The sequence below is a fragment of the Nonomuraea sp. NPDC051298 genome (assembly GCF_055586305.1).
Genome location: NZ_JBVJIM010000006.1, coordinates 174406 through 192690, shown reverse-complemented (window position 1 = coordinate 192690; position 18285 = coordinate 174406). Strand labels below are relative to the sequence as shown.

Sequence of the window (18285 nt, the reverse complement as noted above, 5' to 3'; positions counted from 1 at the left end):
CCTGCGGATGCCCGCGGAAGCTATGTCCTCTTCAACCAGTTCGACAGGAGCAGCCCGCCGAAGACGACGGCGCCGATGACGAGCGCCCACTTGAGCAGCGTGAAGGCGAAGCCCACGAGGGGGCCGAGCAGCATGAGCGCGGCGACGACGGCCGCGATGATCAGTAGTACACGTCCCATGTCCATTACGCTAAGAGATCGTTAAGTGGTTTGCAGGTGCTCCGGGGTTGAATCAGGGACAAGTCAGGGGTCACCCCGAGCCAAAGGAACTAAAACCGCGCAAACCGCTGTCGAGGCGGTATAAACGGGGCACGGGGGGCCTCTTCACGGGGAGCGTGAATGAGCCTGGGACCACCAATGAGCAGGGAAGGCGCCGAGCACGCGCTGCGCGCCCGGGCAGACGAGCGCGACCGCATCTCGGGTGACCTCCTCGATCTCGAATCCCACACCACCTTCCAGGTGCTGAAGGACGCCTCCTTACGCGGGGAGACCCATCGGCGCTGGAGCGCGGCGCAGGAGTCGCTGGCCGGGCTGTGGTCGCTGTACGACGCTTACCGGGCCGCGCTGCGCGAGGCCGAGCGGGTCAGGGGAGCGCATCGCCGCCCTGGCGCCGACGAGCTGGCCAGGCTCACCGAGCTGCTGTCGGGCGCGTCCGTCGTCGTAAGGGCCGCGGCCAAGCCGGTCGAGCAGCGCTCCCTGCTCCCGCAGGCCGACGAGCTGCTCACCCTCGACGCGGCCGTGACGCGGATGGACACCGCCTTCCAGGAGGTCACGGGGGCGCTCAACGACATCGACGCGGTGTGGGGCGCCGTGCTCCCCCGCCTCGACGGCGCCGACGCCGACCTGCGCCTGATCGGGGAGCTGGAGCGCGAGCTGGGCGAGTCCGCCGGCCTGGACGCCCAGGAGGCCGAGTTACGGCGGATGCGCGCGGCGGTGGTCGCGGACCCGCTCGGCCCGTCCGTCGAGCTGGACCTCGACCGGGTGGCCCGCCTGCTGGCCGGCTCCCGCGCGGAGGCCGAGCTGGCGATCGTGGTCAGGAACGAGTACGCCAGGCGCCGCGAGGACCTGGCCGCCGCCCTCGACCGGGTACGCACGGCCGAGAGCGAGACCAGGCTGGCCCACGGGGCGGTGGTCGTCAAGATCGCCCTGCCGCCGCAGGCACAGCCGCGCAGCCGCGTCGAGGCGCTGTCCGCCGAGCTGGACGCGCTCGACGCCGCCGTCGACCCCTGGGTGTCACGGGCCAGACGGCTGACGGCCCTGGAGGACGACGCCCGCCGCGCGGCCGAGCAGGCGCGGGCCACCGCCACGGCCCTGTACGGGCTGCTGGGCCGCCGCGACGAGTTACGCGGGCGGCTCGGCGCCTGCCAGGCGATGGCGGCGCGCAAGGGCCTGGCTGAGGACCCGGCCGCCGGTGAGCTGTACGAGCGGGCGCGCGCCCTGTTGTGGAGCGCCCCCTGTGACCTGACGAGGGCGGCCACGGCCGTCGAGGACTACCGGCGCGCGATCCACGGAGGTACGCGATGACCCGCTGCGCGCAGCCCGGCTGCACGGGGACGATTGAGGAGGGCTACTGCGACCTCTGCGGCACGGCGGAGAGCCCGCCCCCGCTGTCGACGACACCGCCGCAGGCCCCGCCGCCGGAGCCGTACCAGTCCGTCGAGACCCGGCCGGTGAGCAGGTCGGTCAGCTCGCCGACGGGCAGCGGCAGGTCGCGGGCGGGGGTGCTGGCCACCATCGCCGACCTGCCGTCGGTGCCCTACCGCGACCCGTCCACCGCGGTGATGGCGGACCCGGAGGTGCCGGAGGGGAAGCGTTACTGCGCCAACTCCGCCTGCGGGCAGCCGGTGGGCCGCTCGCGCGAGGGCCGTCCGGGGCTGACGGACGGGTTCTGCCCGCACTGCCGCACGCAGTTCTCCTTCACCCCCAAGCTGGCCAAGGACGATCTGGTGGCGGGCCAGTACCAGGTGCTGGGCTGCCTGGCGCACGGCGGGCTCGGCTGGATCTACCTGGCCTCCGACGAGAACCTCGACGGCCGGTGGGTGGTGCTCAAGGGCCTGCTCAACACCATGGACGCCGAGGCGCTGGCGGCGGCGGAGGCCGAGCGGAAGTTCCTGACCAGTGTCGACCACCCCAACATCGTCAAGATCTTCAACTTCCAGCGCTCGGCCGGGCTCGGCTACATCGTCATGGAGTACGTCGGCGGGCAGTCGCTGCACGAGCTGCGCCGCCAGGGCACCCTGCCGCTGCGCGAGGCGCTGATGTACGGCAGGGAGATCCTGCACGCCTTCGCCTACCTGCACGAGAACGGACTGGTCTACTGCGACCTCAAGCCGGCGAACGTGATCAGGGTCGGCAAGCGGCTCAAGGTCATCGACCTGGGCGCGGTGCAGCCGTTCGGCTCGCCGGTGGGCTCGTCGTGGGTCACGCCCGGCTACCACGCCCCCGAGCTGGAGAGCCGGCCGTCGTCGGTGGCCTCCGACCTCTACACGGTGGCCAGGACGCTGGCGGTGCTGGCGATCCCCGGGTTCAGCCCGGCCAAGGGCGGGGTGCCCAACCCGCTGCCGGTGGACTGCGGGCATCCGTCGTTCACCCGGCTGCTGCGCAAGGCGACCGCGGCGAACCCGGCCGACCGGTTCCAGAGCGCGGAGGAGATGGAGGAGCAGCTCGTCGGCGTGCTGCGGGAGGTCAGCGCGCTCGATGACGGGGTGCCGTACCCTGCGCTGTCGACGTTGTTCGGGCCGGAGCGCACGGCGGTCGGCACGGCGCTGTCGGACGAGGACGACCAGGTGTTCGGGCCGCTCGACCCGGCGGCGGTCGCGGCGGCGCTGCCGGTGCCGCTGGTGCACCCGGCCGACCCGGCCGCGGGCGCGCTGGCCGGGCTGCTCGGGCGGGACGGCAGGGACCTGGTCGACCAGCTCGCCGCGATGCCGCCGACCCCCGAGACCAGGCTGATGCGGGTCAGGCTGCTGGCCGAGGAGGGCGCGGCCGAGACCCCCGTCGTGCTGAACGAGTTGGACCGGGAGCTGCCCGGCGACTGGCGCGTCACGTGGTACCGCGGCGTGCTCGCGCTGGCCACCGGGCGGGCGGACGAGGCGGTGCCGCTGTTCAACGCGTGCCTGTCGATGTTGCCGGGCGAGACGGCGCCCAAGCTGGCGCTGGCGTTCGCGCTGGAGTGCGCGGGCAGGCCGGCGGCCGCCTGGTACGACGTCGTCTGGCGCACCGACCGCTCCTACGTCAGCGCGGCGTTCGGGCTGGCCAGGTCGGGCCGGATGAGCGTGCTGGACGAGGTGCCCGCGACGTCCGTCTACCGGGTGGCGGCCCAGGTGGCGCTGGCCGCCTCGGTGGTGCGCCGTCCTGACGTGGCCGCCCTGCGACCGTCCGACCTGGTGGCCGCGGCCGAGCGGGTGGCCGGCCAGAGCGCCCTCGACCCGCGCCGCCGCGACCTGCTCACCGCCGAGGTGCTGGGCGGGGCGCTGACGTGGCTGGAGACCAGCCCGCCGCCGAAGGACCTGCGGCTGGCCGACGCGCCGTTCACCGAGCAGGGGCTGCGCCGGCGGCTGGAGTCCCTCTTCCGCAGGCTGGCGGTCGCCGCGGAGTCGCGCCAGGAACGCCACGCCCTGATCGACCGGGCGAACGCCGTACGGCCGCGGACCTGGCTGTGAACAGAAAACGTGATCATGAGAGGTGGGGGCCGTGAACTGCCCGCTGTGTGAGGCTCCCGTGGTGGCGGGCGACACGTACTGCGAGGCGTGCGGCCACACCCTGGGCGCCCCCGCCTGCGCCTCGTGCGGGGCGCAGGCCGTGGACGCGGAGGGCTACTGCGAGCGCTGCGGCGTACGCCAGCCGACCGGCAGGGACCACGCCGAGACCGTGCTCGGCGGCGGCGCGGCGGCGCTGACCGACAGGGGCCTGCGGCGCAGCCGCAACGAGGACGCGGTGGCGCTGCTGGAGGCGGGCGGCTCGGTCGTGACCGTGGTGTGCGACGGCGTGGGCAGCTCGCCCAGGGCCGACGAGGCGTCCGCGGTGGCCGTGGAGACCGCGGCGGACGCGCTGGCCAGAGGGCTGGGGCACGAGGAGGCGTTCGAGCTGGCGGGGCGGGCGGTGGCCAAGCTGGCGACCTCGGTGGACGACGCCCCCGCCTGTACGTACATCGCCGCCGTGGCCGGGCCGCGGGGCGCGCTCACGCTGGCCTGGGCCGGGGACACGCGGGCGTACCTGCTGCCCGGGGGCGTCCCGCTGACCGAGGACGACGCCGTGGAGACCGGCGAGATCACCGCCTGGCTGGGCGCCGACGCGGGCGACGTCGCCCCCCACGTGCGCACCCTCACCGGCGCGGGCCCCGGGCTGCTGCTCGTCTGCAGCGACGGCCTGTGGCGCTATCTGGACGGCTACGCCTTCCCCGCCGCGGGGAGCCCCATCGAACTGGCCCGCGAGCTGCTGCGCCACGCGCTGGACTCCGGCGGCCAGGACAACGTGACGATCGCCTTGATTCCCCTAGGAGAAGCGCATGGGTGACCAGCCCGCTTTCACGCTGAACATCGACCAGAACAAGTTCCTCCCCCTCGACGGCCGCGAGGTGCACGCGATTCTGACCATCGGCTCGACGGGCGGGGTGAGCGTCCAGGCGGCGCCCGCCGAGGCGGCCGAAGTGATCATCATTGACACGTCGGGCTCGATGAGCGGCGGCAAGATCAGGGAGGCCAGGCAGGCGGCCGTCACCGCCGTGCGCACCCTGCGCGACGGGGTGCACTTCGCCGTGGTCGCCGGTACGGAGCAGGCCAGGGTCGTCTACCCCGGCGGCGCCGGCCTGGTCAAGGCGAGCGCGGCCACCAGGGCGGAGGCCGAGCGGGCGATCGGCCGGCTGAGCGCCCAGGGCGGCACCGCGATCGGCGAATGGCTCAAGCTGGCCGGCCACCTGCTGACCACCCGCCCGTCGGCGATCAGGCACGCGCTGCTCATGACCGACGGGCAGAACAACGAGCGGCCCGAGGTGTTCGCCTCGGTGCTGGCGGGCTGGAGCGGCAAGTTCGTGTGCGACAGCCTGGGCGTCGGTGACGACTGGGTGCCCGCCGAGCTGCGCAAGGTGGCCGAGGCGATGCTGGGCACGTTCGACTTCGTACGCGATCAGGGGGATCTCTCTGAGTACTTCCGCCGGCTCACGCAGACGTCCATGAGCAAGACCGTGGCCGAGCTGGCGCTGCGGGTGTGGGTGCCGCAGACCGCGCGGCTGAAGTTCGTCAAGCAGGTCTCCCCCACGCTGCTCGACCTGACCGGCAAGCGCACCGACGTCAACCCGTTGACCGGCGACTACCCGACCGGGTCGTGGGGGACGGAGGAGCGCGAATACCACGTGTGCGTCGAGGTGCCGCCGGGGCAGATCGGGCAGGAGATCAGGGCGGGCTGGGTCAAGCTCGTCCGGCCCGACACCCAGGACGTGGTGGCCAGCGGCAACGTGCTCGCGCAGTGGACCGACGACCTGGCGCAGTCCACCCGGATCAACCGGAAGGTGGCCCACTACACCGGGCAGGCCGAGCTGCACGAGCTGATCCAGGAGGGGCTCGGCGCGCGGGCGATGGGCGACGTCGACACCGCCACCGCCCGCCTGGCCAAGGCCCGCGAACTCGCCGCCGAGTCGGGCCGGGAGGACACCGCGAGGCTCCTGGAGAAGGTGGTGGAGGTGGATCCGGTCACCGGCACGGCCCGGCTGCGCGGGAACGTGGACAAGGCCGACGAGATCGAGCTGGACACCGGCTCGGTGCGGACCAGCCGGTTGCGCAAGGAAGGAAGCTGATGGCGACCTGCCCGCAGGGGCACCCGTCCGGCGCGGACGACTACTGCGACGTCTGCGGCGCCCAGATGGCCGGGCCGCCCCAGCCCCAGCCCTCGGCTCCCGCGTCCCACTCCCCGCGGGAGGCGCAGCCGCAGGCCGCGGCGGAGGGCTGCCCGGTCTGCCGGACGCCGCGTGCCGGGCAGTTCTGCGAGGTGTGCGGCCACGACTTCACCGGGCAGGGCGGCCCCGTCCCGCTCCCCGTGACGGGGGCCCGGTACGAGGCCGTGACGGCCGCCGACCGCACGTACTACGAGAAGGTCGTCGCCGAGGGCGGGCCGGACGCGGCCGCGATGGCGTTCCCGCCGTACTGTCCTGAGCGCTCGTTCCCGCTGCTGGGCGAGCAGGTACGCATCGGGCGCCGCAGCCGGGCCAGGAACGTGGCGCCGGAGATCGACCTGACCGGCCCGCCCGAGGACCCCGGCGTCTCCCACCTGCACGCCGTGCTGCTGGCCCAGCCCGACGGCTCGTGGCTGCTGGTTGACCCGGGCTCGTCGAACGGCACCCAGGTGAACGGCCGGGCCGTCAAGGTCAACGTGCCGATCAGGGTGGGCCCGGGCGACCGGATCCACCTGGGCGCGTGGACGGTGGTCACCATCAGGGAGGGCACGCCGTGACCGTGGTGCAGACCAGGGCCGCCCCCGTGGCGTCGGCCCGCCGCAGCGTGCCCGGCAGGATCCGGGTCATCTCGGGCGTCACGGTGGCCTCGCTGGCCCTGCTGTTCGTGGCGCTCGCGGTCGGCAGCGCGAGCGCCCGCGACGGGCTGCGGGTGATCGGCCGTGACGCCGGCCCGCAGGTCGTCGCCACCGCCGGGCTCTACCTGGCGTTGAGCGACATGGACGCGCAGGTCGCCAACGTGCTCGTGATGGGCGAGGAGTACCCGCGGGAGCGCCTGGACGCGCTCGACCGGTACGAGAGGCAGCGGGCCGCCGCCAACCGGGCCCTGCTGGAGGCGTTCGAGCTGTCGGGCGACAACCGGGCCGAGCGCAGGACCGTGGAGTCGCTGCTCGACGGGTTCGGCCGGTACGAGCGGCTGGCCTCCCGGGCGCTGCTGCTGAACGAGCAGGCCAAGCATGCTCCCGGGCCGCCGCCGGAAAACGTGGTGCTGACCTATCGCGAGGCCACCGACCTCATGCGGCTGGTGCTGCTGCCGCAGGCGTACAACCTGACGCTGGAGAGCGGCACGATCGTGCGGGCCACCTACGACGAGAAGGCCGTCACGGTGCCGCTGCTGCGGGCGGCGGTGGTGGTGACCGGGCTGGTGGCGCTGGGCTGCCTCATCTGGCTGCAGGTGTACCTGGCGCGGCGCTTCCGCCGGGTGTTCGGCCCCGCGCTGCTGGTCGCCACCGTGACGACCGCCGTAGCGCTGTTCTTCGGCTCGAACGTGCTCGCCCAGGACGAGGCCGCGCTGCGGACGGCCAAGGCGGCCGGGTTCGACTCGGTGCTGACGCTGGCCAAGACGCGGGCGATCAGCAACAGCATGCAGGGCGACCAGAGCCGCTACCTGCTGGACAAGGAGCGGGCCGACACCTACGAGCACACGTTCCTGGACAAGTCGCTGTCGGTCGTCTACTACAACGCGGGCAACCTGGCGACCTACCACGGCGCGGTCGCCGGGGGGTCGAAGGACTACCTCGGCATACTGGGGCCGGAGCTGGTCGGCGAGCGGGGCGAGGAGGTCTTCCAGGCGTACCAGAAGTACCAGGCCGCCGACCGGGAGCTGCGCGGGGCGGTCGAGGGCGGGCGGGCCGACGACGCGGTCGCCGCGCGGGTCGGGCCCGTCACGACCGCGTTCACCCTGTACGACCGGGCGCTGGTGAGCCTGGCGGACTCGCACCAGACCGCCTTCGACCGGGCGATCGCGACCGGCGAGGACGCGCTGGACAACCTGTGGCGGCTGCTCCCCTACGCCATCGGCGCGATCGGGCTGCTGGTGATCGCCGGAGTGTGGCCACGACTCAAGGAGTACCGGTGAGGCGAACGCTGGCAGTGGTGCTGGTCCTGGCCGCGATGGCGGCGGCGGGCTGCGGAATCGGCGGGCAGGAGTCGATCCTGGACAAGGACCGGCTGGTGATCGGGGTCCGTTCCGACCTGCCCTCGGTCGGGTTCCGCGGCTCCGGCGGCGCGTACGAGGGCTTCGACGTGGACGTGGCCCGCTACGTCGCCGGCAAGCTGGGCAAGGAGGTCTCCTTCCTCGGCGTGCTGGCCGCCGACCGGGAGAAGGTGCTCGGCGACGGGCGGGCCGACCTGGTGGTGGCCACGTTCACGATCGATCAGGAGCGCAAGAAGCGGGTGCTGTTCGCGGGGCCGTACCACATCTCGTACCAGGACATCCTCACCCGCGGCGGCGAGACGGTCGACAACGTGCGCGATCTCGAAGGGCGCAGGATCTGCGAGGTCGAGGGCTCGAACGCGGCCCAGCGGGTCGTGGAGGAGCGGGGGGTGGCGGCGCGGGTCGTGCCGTTCCCCGACTACGCGCGGTGCCTGGCGGCGCTCAAGGGCGGGGAGGTGGACGCGGTCACCACCAACGACGTGATCCTCGCGGGCCTGGCCAAGCGGGACGGGTCGGGGCTGCGGCTGGCCAACGCGCAGTTCAACGAGCAGCGCAGCGGGATCGGGCTGGCCAAGGGCGACGTGCCCGGATGCGAGGCGGTGAACCGGGCGATCACCGACATGTACCAGGACGGGACCGCGGCGGAACTGCTGCGCAAGTGGTTCAGCGGCTCGGGGCTGAAGTTCACCACGATCGCGGTGCCGCAGTTCGAGGGCTGCTCGTGACCGCGCGCTCCTGAGCCGGGAGCCGATGAACGGGCTCCTGCGGGCAGACGGAAGGGGACGGCCGCGGCCGTCCCCTTCCGATACGCGGTCAGTCGTACGCGGTCAGTCGAGATAGTCGCGCAGCATCTGCGCGCGCGTCGGGTGGCGGAGCTTGGCCAGCGTCTTCGACTCGATCTGGCGGATGCGCTCCCGCGTGACGCCGAACTCCCTGCCCACCTCCTCCAGCGTGCGCGGGTGCCCGTCGGCCAGGCCGAAGCGGAGCTGGATGATGCGCTGCTCGCGGTCGGACAGCGTGGCCAGGATGTCGTCGAGCTGGTCCTGCAGCATGATGAAGGCCGCTGCCTCCATGGGCACGACCGCGTCGGCGTCCTCGATGAAGTCACCGAGGTCGGAGTCCTCCTCGCCGATCGGCGACTGCAGCGACACCGGCTCCTGGGCGATGCGCTGGATCTCCACCACCCGGTCGACCGGGAGGTCCATCTCCTTGGCGATCTCCTCGGGGATCGGCTCGCGGCCGAGATCCTGGTGGAGCTGGCGCTGGACCCTGACGAGCTTGTTGATGGTCTCCACCATGTGCACGGGGATGCGGATCGTACGGGCCTGGTCGGCGATGGCCCGCGTGATCGCCTGCCTGATCCACCAGGTGGCATAGGTGGAGAACTTGTAGCCCTTGGTGTAGTCGAACTTCTCGACCGCCCGGATGAGCCCGAGGTTGCCCTCCTGGATGAGGTCCAGGAACAACATGCCGCGGCCCACGTAGCGCTTCGCGATCGACACCACGAGCCTGAGGTTGGCCTCGATCAGCCGTTGCTTGGCCCGGGTGCCCTGCCAGACCAGCTCCCTGAACTCGGGGAAGGCCAGACGCGAGACCCCGCTGGCCAGCTTGTCCTCCGCGAACAGGCCGGCTTCGATCGACTTGGCGAGCTCCACCTCCTCCTCGGCGGTCAGCAGGGGCACGCGGCCGATCTCCCGCAGATATATCCGGACGAGATCGCTCGTCGGCGCCCGCTTGCCTACGTCTTCCTCATCGGCGCGGGTGGTCTCCTCGTCGCCCTGGGGCTCGAGGACCTCCACACCGTTCTCGGCGAGCATCCGCACGACGCGTTCCAGCGCGTCGGACGGCAACTCGGATCGGTCGAGCGCGGCTGCGACGTCATCGACGGTTACGCTTCCGCGCTCCCTTCCCTTCGCGACGAGGTCCGCCACCTGATCTACGGATGGCGGTCCGCTTGACAGCACCGATGCACCCACGGGAGACAGTCTGCAGTATTGGTTCCATCAAATGGCAGACCCATTTTTGTCACCGAAGGTAAGGCGATCGCCTTTGCCGAATTGAGATCGCAATAAGGTTTGGCCCGAGTTTGATCAGGAAAGTAAAGTCAATTACGCGGTCTGCATTCACGCGTCCGGCATCGCCGTCACGCCGGACGCACCCTTTTCGCTGCCTGCGAGGCGTTGTCCTGCCGCTTTGTCGCACGGTGGACCGCGTCAGGTTTCCTGGTCGACCGCCCTGGTTCGGGGCTCGCGTTCGCGGCCGAACTGTTACCAACCGGCCCCGCCACAAGCCCGTCACAGGGGCCCGGACGGCATCCGTCACCGCGGCCCCGACGAGGCGGCGCGGCGGCGGGCCGTCTGCGGGCCGGTCGTCAGCGGGTCACAGGCTGCCCGAGGCGCGCTCCAGCAGCACCTTCCGCTGCCGCTCCAACCCGAGCAGCTCGCCGAAGAGCCTGCGGTGCTCCTGGTCTTCCTCGACCGGGTTGATCCGCTGCAACCTGGCCTTGACCTGGGCGATCGCCCGGTCGACCGCCATCGTCTCCACCCTGGCCAGGATCGCCGTCGCGTAACGCTGCTCGACCTCGGCGTCCGCCTGGAACGGCTCCACCGCGAACCGGGTCACCAGCGCCCGCGCCCCCTCCTCGTGCGCGTGCTCCAGCAGCAGATCGACCCACTCGCGCCCGCCGTGCCCGGCCGCGGCCAGGCCCCCGGCGGCGGTGATGACCTGGTGCAGCGCGATGTGGTCGGTGAGGGTGAACGCCTGCGGGCCGAGCGCGTCGAACTGGGGCCCCAGCAGCGCGGGGCGCTGCACGGCCAGCTTGAGCAGCTCGATCTCCACCCGCACGCTCGGATCGACCGGCGCCGCCCTGGGCGCGCGCCGGCGGCGGCCCTGCAGGGCGCCGGACGCCTCGGCGATGCGCTGCATGACGAACCGCTCGTCCATGAACCCCAGCCACCGGTCGAGGTCGATGGCGTAGCGCTTGCGCAGCCCGACGTCCTTGATGCCGGCCACGATGGGCGCGGCGGCGTCGAGGGCGGCGATCTTGCCTTCGTTGGTGCCCAGGTCGTAGCGGGAGATCGTGCTCCTGATCGCGAACTGGAACAGCGGCTCACGGCTGGCGATCAGGTCGCGCACGGCCGCGTCGCCCTGCTTGATGCGCAGGTCGCACGGGTCGAGCCCGTCGCTCTGCACCGCGACGTAGGTCTGCGTGACGAACTTCTGCTCGTCGGCGAACGCCCGCAGCGCCGCCCGCTGGCCCGCCGCGTCGCCGTCGAAGGTGAAGATGACCTCGCCCCTGAACTCGGCCTGGTCGAGCAGGAACCGGCGCAGGATCTTGATGTGCTCCTCGCCGAACGAGGTGCCGCAGGTGGCCACGGCGGTCGGCACACCTGCGAGATGGCAGGCCATCACATCGGTGTATCCCTCGACGATCACGGCCTGAGAACGCTTGGAGATCTCGCGTTTCGCAAGATCGATTCCGTAGAGCACCTGGCTCTTCTTGTAAAGCGGGGAGTCAGGCGTGTTCAGATATTTTGGCCCGTCATCGGAATCGAGCAACTTTCGTGCGCCGAAACCGATCACATCGCCCGTGGCGTCCCTGATGGGCCAGATCAACCGCCCGCGGAACCGGTCGATGGGCCCTCGCCGCCCCTCCTTGGCCAGCCCGCCCTTCACCAGCTCGTCGGCGCTGAACCCGCGCCCCATCAGGTGGCGGCTCAACGAGTCCCACTCGGCGGGCGCGTAGCCGACGCCGAACGTCTCGGCGTCGGCCCGCTCGAAGCCGCGCTCCGACAGGAAGCGCCGCCCGGCCGCCGCGTCGGGGGCCATCAGCTTGCCGGAGTAGAACTCGGCCGCCGCCCGGTGCGCCTCGATCAGCCGGGCCCGCTCGCCGTGGTCGCGCCGGGGGACGTAGCCGCCCTGCTCGTACTGGAGCTGGATGCCGGCCCGCTGCGCCAGCCGCTCGACGGCCTCGCCGAACGACAGGTGCTCGATCTTCTCGACGAACGTGATCACGTCGCCGCCCTCGGAACAGCCGAAGCAGAAGTACATGCCGCGCTCGGGCGTGACGTTGAACGACGGCGACTTCTCATCGTGGAACGGGCACAACCCCTTGAGGTTGCCCCCTCCGGCGTTGCGCAACTGGATGTGCTCGCCGATCACGTCGGCGATGGGGGAACGCTCGCGTACGAGTGCGATGTCGACATCACGGATCCGGCCAGCCACGCCGGGAAGTCTATTCCGCCCCACCGACGGTTCCGCTCCTCGCGGGCGCCCTCGGCATGGGAACAGGCGCCCCCGGTGCGTGAACGGGTGTCCCCGGCCCGAGAATCGGGGAGGAAGGCCACGGTTACCTCCAGGTTGCTAAAGGAGGAAAGCGGCAATGTAGGGGCTCCCGGTCGGCTACAAAGGTAAAGGTTGTCGGTGGAAACGGTGACACGGGTGGAGATCATGCGATCGGGGCTAATCGTACGATGGGCGGCCATCATGGGCGCCGTCCTGCTGACCGGTGCCTGCAGCCAGGCCACCGGCCTGGCCGGGGTCGGCGCACAGCCCCCCGCCACCACCCCGGCGGCGGGCACCCAAGCGGACGCTCAGGCGGGCACCCAGGCGGGCACCGAGGCGGGCGCAGCCCTGGACCCGAGCCCGGTCCCGACCCCCGAGCACCAGGCGGCCGAGCTGCCGCCCAGGGGCGACGACCCGATCGCGGTCCCGCCGCCGAAGCTGTCGAAGTACGCCTACACCTTCCCCGTGAAGGGCTGTGAGACCACCTACCAGCGCAAGCTGCTCGTGCTGCCCAAGACGACGATCTGGGCCGGTCAGGGCTGCGCGTTCGTGGCGCCCATCGGCGGCGTCGTCGACGAGGTGAACGTGCAGAACCGGTGGCGGCCGAGCACCGACGCGGGGGCCGACCGCGAGGGCAGGTTCGTCACGATCGTCGGCGACGACGGCGTCCGCTACCTAGGCGGCCACCTCGACTCGATCGCCGACGGCGTCAGGCCGGGCGTGCGCGTCAAGGCGGGCCAGGTGCTCGGCCGGGTGGGCCGCACCGGCAACGCCCGCGACACCGGGCCGAACCTCTACTTCGCCATCTCGTGGAAGACCGGCCCGGCCTACTGGTGGGTGCGCCGCGGCATGGTCGAGCCGTGGGACTATCTCGACGCCTGGCAGACGGGCAACAGGACGCTCTCGCCCCGGGACGAGACGCTGGCGCTGCGCGGCAAGCTGGGTGAGACGCCGCGCTGCACCGTGCTCTGCGCCTCGAGGCAGGCTCCCCAGCCGAGCAAGACACCGAAGCCGAGGAAGACCGACGAGGTGATCACGCTCAACCCGACGATAGCTCCTTTGGGTCCACCGTGACGCCCGACCTGATGAGCTGCTGGATGTCGTCCACGACGTCCCAGGTGTTGACGTTCATGCCGGCGATCACCCGGCCGCCGCGCAGCCAGTAGGCGATGAACTCCAGGCTCTCGGGGTCGCCGCGGTAGACGATCTCGTCGTGGCCCTCGATGTCGCCGGAGAACTCCATGCCCAGCTCGTACTGGTCGGTGTAGAAGTACGGGAGCCGGTCGTAGACCACCTCCTGGCCGAGCATCGACCGGGCCGCGGCGGGGCCGCCGTGCAGGGCGTTGGCCCAGTGCTCGACGCGGATGCGGCGGCCGTACAGGGGGTGGAAGGACTCCGCCACATCGCCGGCCGCGTACACGTCGGGGTGCGAGGTGCGCAGCGCGGCGTCGGTGAGGATGCCCTGGCCGACGTCGAGGCCGGCGTCGCGGGCGAGCCCCACCTCGGGCGCGGCGCCGATGCCGGCCACGACCAGGTCGGCGCTCAGCCGCTCGCCCGAGCTGAGCCGCACGCCGGTGTCGGTGATCTCCGCGGCGGCCGTGCCGAAGCGCAGGTCCACGCCCTTGCGCGCGTGCAGGCGGGCGAACAGCTCGCCCAGCTCCCTGCCGAGCGCCCGGTTGAGCGCGGTGGGCTCGGGCTCGACCACGGTGACCTCGCACCCGGCCGCCCGCGCCGCCGCCGCGGTCTCCAGCCCGATCCAGGACGCGCCCACGACCAGCACCGACGAACCCTCCGCGAAGCGCCGCGCGATCGCCTCGCTGTCCTCCACGGTACGCAGGTAGTACGCGGGGCCGGGCAGCCGTCTGGGCACGGCTCCCGTCGCGACCAGCAGCTTGTCGTACGGCTGGCGCGACCCGTCACCGAGCCTGACCAGGTGGTGCTCGAGCTCGATGCGGGTGACCCGCGTGCCGAGCCGGAGGTCCACCCCGTGGTCCGCGTACCAGTCGGGGGCGTGGACGAAGATGTCGTCCCGCGCGCTCCTGCCCAGCAAGTAGTCCTTCGACAGGGGCGGTCGCTCGTAGGGCCGTTCGGTCTCCGCGCCGATCAGCACGATCTCGCCGTCGAAGCCTTCCTCGCGCAGGGTCTGGGCCGCCTTCGCCCCGGCCAGTCCCGCGCCGACGATCACATATGTGGCCATGGGCGCAGTATCCGCCCCGCGAGGTCGTCGGAAAAGGCGGTCGCGGCACGCGACCGGGTTCGTTGATGAAGCTTTGGTCAGCGGGAGAGCCTGCGGTGCCAGGCCACGGCCGAGGTGTCGGTGAGCGAGGCGATCTGGTCGATCACCACGCGGACGCGGGCGGCGTCGTCGCGCGCCCCCAGGAACGCGGGCCGGAACGCGGGCTCCAGGGTGCCCGGCGCGCCCAGCGTGATCAGGGAGGCCAGCTCGGTGATCAGCTCGCGCTGCCTGGCCTGGTTGGCGTTGTGGTCCGCCGTCGTCATCACGTAGTGGGCGGTGACGCCCTTGAGCAGCGCGCACTCCAGCCGCGTGGTGTGGGGCACGACGAGGTCGGCGCGGTGGCGGGAGCCGTACACCTCCTTGGTGGCGGCCTGCGCGGACCTGCAGAAGTGGCCGATGAGGCCGCTGGTGAGCGCCTTGAGCCCGGCGAGGTCGGCGAGCGTGGCCTCGAAGCGGCGCGGCCAGAGCGGGGTGGCGATCAGCCGGGCGAAGACCTCCTCCAGCTCGTTCAGCTCGGCGCCGGGGGCGTACCAGGTGCGGGCGGTCTCGCACACCTGGGCGCGCTCGACGGGCGACTGGAGGGCCTCGGGGATGACGTGGCCCATGTGCAGGGCGTCCTCCAGGTCGTGCACGGAGTAGGCGACGTCGTCGGCCCAGTCCATGATCTGCGCCTCGAAGCTCACCCTGCCGTCCGGGGCGCCGTCCCTGATCCAGGAGAACACCGGCAGGTCGTCGTCGTACACGCCGAACTTGGGCGAGGTGCGGCACGTCCACGGATATTTGATCGAGGCGTCGAGGGCGGCGCGGGTCAGGTTGAGGCCGGCGCTGCGGCCGTCCTCGGTGAGCACCTTGGCCTCCAGCCTGGTGAGCAGGCGCAGGCTCTGCGCGTTGCCCTCGAAGCCGCCGCACGAGGCCGACAGCGCGTTGAGCGCCACCTCGCCGTTGTGCCCGAACGGCGGATGCCCCAGGTCATGGGCCAGGCAGGCGGTCTCCACCAGGTCGGGGTCGACGCCGAGCACGGCGCCCATCTCGCGGCCCACCTGGGCGCATTCGAGCGAGTGGGTCAGCCGGGTGCGCGGGATGTGCTGGCCACCGCCGAGGGTCTCCCCCGGGCCTACGACCTGCGTCTTCGCGGCCAGCCTGCGCAGTGCGGCGCTGTGCAGCACCCGGGCCCGGTCGCGTCCGAACGCGGAACGTTCAGGATTGCCGGGAGGTTCCGGAACCCAACGTTCCTGGTCGTGCTCGTCGTAGTACGGCATAAGTGATGTGATTTTATCCAGTTTCAGGTCTCCGCTAGTGTCGAGCCTCGCGAGAACCATTCCCCGGGAGCCCTCCTCCATGACGACAGCGTTCCGAGCGGTGCTGGCCTTTACCCTGCTCGCCGGCTTCTACGTGCTGGTCGGCCTCATCCTGGCGGCCGCGATCTTCCTCGACGTGCTGATCCTCGTCCGGTTCCAGACCAACCTCCTCCAGTACGCGATCGCGCTCTCGCTGGCCGCGGCCGCGCTCGTGCGGGCGCTGATCATGGTCAGCCGCCTCTCCGGCGGCGAGCAGCCGGGCGTGGCGGTCGGGCGCGAGCACGAGCCGCTGTTGTGGCAGACGGTCGAGGAGCTGGCCCAGCGCGTGCGTACGGCCCCGCCGGACGAGATCCGCCTGGTCGCCGAGGTGAACGCGGCCGTGTCGGAGGACACGCGGCTCCTGGGGCTGAGGGCGACGCGGCGGCGCATGTACATCGGGCTGCCACTGTTGCAGACGCTGACCGTGGACGAGATGCGGGCGGTCCTCGGGCACGAGCTGGGCCACTACAGCGGCGCGCACACCCGCCTGGGCGCGCCGGTCTACCGGGGCCGGGTCTCGCTCATCGCCACCGTCCAGGGCCTGCGCGACCACCCGTTCGTCCAGCGGGTGTTCACCTGGTACGCCAAGCTCTACCTCCGGGTCTCGCAGGCCGTCTCGCGCAGGCAGGAGCTGGAGGCCGACCGGTTCGCCGTGGCGATCGGCGGCCGGCAGGCCATGGCGGGCGCGCTGCGCAAGATCCACGCCACCGCGGCCGGCTGGGACGTGTTCGTCGGCAACTACCTGGTCATGACGGGCAGGGGCGGGGTCAGGCCGGCGGGGGTGTTCGGCGGGTTCCACGCGCTGATGAGCGACCCCGGCCGGCAGGCGGAGATCGCCAAGCTGAACGAGCAGCCGGAGGAGGTCTCCCCGTACGACTCGCACCCGAGCCTGGCCGAGCGCCTGGCCGCGATCGAGCAACTGCCGGAGCCGCAGCACGTCCCCGACCCGCGCTCGGCCCTGACGCTGCTGGCCGACCCCAACGTGGCGGTGCAGGCCGTGGAGCAGTCGATGTGGACGCAGGACGCCCTGACGACGCTGCGCCCGGTGTCGTGGGAGGAGCTGGTGGCGGAGGGCATGTACGCCGGCCGCAACGCCGACGCCCTGCGCGACCTGGCGGTGGCGGGGCAGCAGGTCATGGGGGCGACGCGGCCGTACCTGGACGCGGCGTTCGAGGCCATCGCCAGGGGGCGGCAGGCGGAGCTGGAGGCCAGGCTGCGCGAGCAGGGCTGGAACCCGTCCGGCACGCTGCTGTCCGGGGTGCTGGTGCAGGCGCTGGAGGCGGTGCTGATCCAGCTCGGCCAGGCCAGGTGGACGCTGTCGTGGTCGGGGCCCGCGCGGCTGCTGTTCGACGACGGGGAGGAGGTGGCGCTGACCGAGTACGCGGCCCAGGTGGCCGCCAACCCGGCGGCGGTGACGGGCCTGCGGCAGTGGCTGGGTGACCACGGGATGCGCCACGACTACGTGCCTCTGGAGGAGCCCAGCCCGGCCGGGGTCCGCTGACCCTGTCCTCGGCCCTGCCCTCGGCCCTTCGGCCCTGTCGTCGGCGCTGTCTTCGGCCCTGTCCTCGGCCCTGTCCTCGGCGCTGCCTTCGCCCTGCCCCCGGTTCCCGCCCTGGCCCGGCCGGTGGGCCGCCCCGCGCCGACCCGTCCAGCCGTGCCCGACGCGAAAAACGATCACGTCCAGGTAGGCCGGTTTTTCCCAAGCATCTTGCCAGGTCGCCGTCTGTGGCTTTACGGTCACCCTGAGCATTCTCCGCCCAGAGGAGGCGCTGTGAGCAGGCAGGACGGTGGCACCAGGAAGGGCTCGGCGACGCTGCCGCACATCGCGTGGCGACTGGAGGGGATGATCGCGGGCATCGCCGAGCGACGGCCGCGGGCCAGCGGGGCCATCGAGCAGGCGTTGCGGAAGGTGCCGCGCCACTGGTTCGTCCCCGATCAGGGGCTGGCGCTCGACGACCACGGCGACGCGACGCCGATCGACCGGGAGGTCGATCCGCAGACCTGGTGGGACGCCGTCTACTCGGCCGCGCCGATCGCCACACCGGTCACCACGCGGGTCGCCACGCCGTTCGGCCCGCAGCAGGTCCCCGTACCGCCCGGCGAGGGCCCCGGCGCCGGCGTGTACACGTGCCTCAACCCCGCGCCCAGCCGCGTCGTCGACCTGCTGGAGCTGCTCGATCCCCGTCCGGGGCTGCGGGTGCTGGAGGTGGGCACGGGCAGCGGGTGGATCACCGCGCTGCTGTGCCGGTTGACGGGCGACTCGGGCAGCGTGACGTCGGTCGAGTCCGACGCGGTGGTGGCCTCGGCGGCCGGACGCAACCTGGCCGCCGCCGGGGTGCGGCCGTACCTGGTGATGGGTGACCTGGCGCGCGGCTGCCCCGAGCGGGCCCCGTACGACCGGGTGCTCGCCCCCTTCACCGTGCCCGACTCCTGGCTCGCGCAGACCCGGCCGGGCGCGGTGATCGTCGGCGGGGACGATCTGTCGCGGCACGCGGCGACGGCGGGCCGGAGGGAGGGCCGCTCTCTGTAGGAGATCCGCCCCCAGTTAT

The 18285-nt window shown here is 72.1% G+C and carries 15 protein-coding genes; 10 read left to right on the top strand and 5 right to left on the bottom strand.

Translation table 11 applies throughout. From position 1 onward, the window contains the following. Positions 1 to 20: 20 nt before the first annotated feature. Complete coding sequence (locus ACZ6S0_RS20455) at positions 21 to 179, bottom strand: hypothetical protein (RefSeq protein ID WP_465919741.1); 159 nt, start codon at positions 177 to 179, stop codon at positions 21 to 23. A gap of 177 nt (positions 180 to 356) precedes the next feature. Between ACZ6S0_RS20455 and ACZ6S0_RS20450 the strand changes: the two genes are divergently transcribed. From ACZ6S0_RS20450 to ACZ6S0_RS20420, 7 genes are read left to right on the top strand one after another with little or no spacing between them, the layout of a single operon-like run. Continuing rightward, complete coding sequence (locus ACZ6S0_RS20450; RefSeq protein WP_465919739.1) at positions 357 to 1523, top strand: hypothetical protein; 1167 nt, start codon at positions 357 to 359, stop codon at positions 1521 to 1523. Then, positions 1520 to 3661 (top strand): serine/threonine-protein kinase, encoded by a 2142-nt coding sequence (locus ACZ6S0_RS20445; protein WP_465919738.1) that lies wholly within the window; start codon positions 1520 to 1522, stop codon positions 3659 to 3661. Before ACZ6S0_RS20450 ends, ACZ6S0_RS20445 begins: the two co-directional genes overlap by 4 nt. A gap of 31 nt (positions 3662 to 3692) precedes the next feature. Then, positions 3693 to 4514 carry a PP2C family serine/threonine-protein phosphatase gene (locus ACZ6S0_RS20440; RefSeq protein ID WP_465919737.1) on the top strand — a complete coding sequence of 274 codons (822 nt, stop codon included), beginning with the start codon at positions 3693 to 3695 and terminating at the stop codon, positions 4512 to 4514. Further along, complete coding sequence (locus ACZ6S0_RS20435; RefSeq protein ID WP_465919735.1) at positions 4507 to 5790, top strand: vWA domain-containing protein; 1284 nt, start codon at positions 4507 to 4509, stop codon at positions 5788 to 5790. The genes ACZ6S0_RS20440 and ACZ6S0_RS20435 overlap by 8 nt, the downstream gene beginning before the upstream one ends. Then, positions 5790 to 6443, top strand: coding sequence for an FHA domain-containing protein (locus ACZ6S0_RS20430; protein WP_465919730.1), 654 nt, complete (start codon positions 5790 to 5792; stop codon positions 6441 to 6443). Before ACZ6S0_RS20435 ends, ACZ6S0_RS20430 begins: the two co-directional genes overlap by 1 nt. After that, positions 6440 to 7801, top strand: a complete 1362-nt coding sequence (locus ACZ6S0_RS20425; RefSeq protein WP_465919726.1) for a hypothetical protein — start codon at positions 6440 to 6442, stop codon at positions 7799 to 7801. Before ACZ6S0_RS20430 ends, ACZ6S0_RS20425 begins: the two co-directional genes overlap by 4 nt. Next, positions 7798 to 8604: a transporter substrate-binding domain-containing protein gene (locus ACZ6S0_RS20420; RefSeq protein WP_465919724.1), complete on the top strand. Its 807-nt coding sequence runs from the start codon at positions 7798 to 7800 to the stop codon at positions 8602 to 8604. Before ACZ6S0_RS20425 ends, ACZ6S0_RS20420 begins: the two co-directional genes overlap by 4 nt. Before the next feature lie 102 nt (positions 8605 to 8706). Here ACZ6S0_RS20420 and rpoD read toward each other — a convergent pair whose 3' ends face one another. Next, complete coding sequence (gene rpoD, locus ACZ6S0_RS20415; RefSeq protein WP_355347813.1) at positions 8707 to 9810, bottom strand: RNA polymerase sigma factor RpoD; 1104 nt, start codon at positions 9808 to 9810, stop codon at positions 8707 to 8709. 448 nt (positions 9811 to 10258) lie between these two features. After that, complete coding sequence (gene dnaG, locus ACZ6S0_RS20410; protein ID WP_465919722.1) at positions 10259 to 12103, bottom strand: DNA primase; 1845 nt, start codon at positions 12101 to 12103, stop codon at positions 10259 to 10261. A gap of 225 nt (positions 12104 to 12328) precedes the next feature. On the opposite strand from dnaG, the gene ACZ6S0_RS20405 reads away from it, so the two are divergent. Beyond that, positions 12329 to 13237: a M23 family metallopeptidase gene (locus ACZ6S0_RS20405; protein WP_465919721.1), complete on the top strand. Its 909-nt coding sequence runs from the start codon at positions 12329 to 12331 to the stop codon at positions 13235 to 13237. On the opposite strand, the gene ACZ6S0_RS20400 is transcribed toward ACZ6S0_RS20405, so the two are convergent. Together ACZ6S0_RS20400 and ACZ6S0_RS20395 are read right to left on the bottom strand one after the other, a co-directional pair. Further along, positions 13203 to 14360, bottom strand: a complete 1158-nt coding sequence (locus ACZ6S0_RS20400; protein WP_465919719.1) for an NAD(P)/FAD-dependent oxidoreductase — start codon at positions 14358 to 14360, stop codon at positions 13203 to 13205. The two genes, ACZ6S0_RS20405 and ACZ6S0_RS20400, sit on opposite strands and share 35 nt — an antisense overlap. 77 nt (positions 14361 to 14437) lie before the next feature. After that, on the bottom strand, positions 14438 to 15658 hold the full coding sequence (locus ACZ6S0_RS20395; protein WP_465919717.1) for a deoxyguanosinetriphosphate triphosphohydrolase: 1221 nt from the start codon (positions 15656 to 15658) through the stop codon (positions 14438 to 14440). Positions 15659 to 15737: 79 nt separating this feature from the next. Here ACZ6S0_RS20395 and ACZ6S0_RS20390 point away from each other — a divergent pair, with 79 nt between their 5' ends. Further along, positions 15738 to 17237 (top strand): M48 family metallopeptidase, encoded by a 1500-nt coding sequence (locus tag ACZ6S0_RS20390; RefSeq protein ID WP_465919715.1) that lies wholly within the window; start codon positions 15738 to 15740, stop codon positions 17235 to 17237. Positions 17238 to 17507: 270 nt separating this feature from the next. After that, positions 17508 to 18266 (top strand): protein-L-isoaspartate O-methyltransferase family protein, encoded by a 759-nt coding sequence (locus ACZ6S0_RS20385; protein WP_465919712.1) that lies wholly within the window; start codon positions 17508 to 17510, stop codon positions 18264 to 18266. Positions 18267 to 18285: the final 19 nt, after the last annotated feature.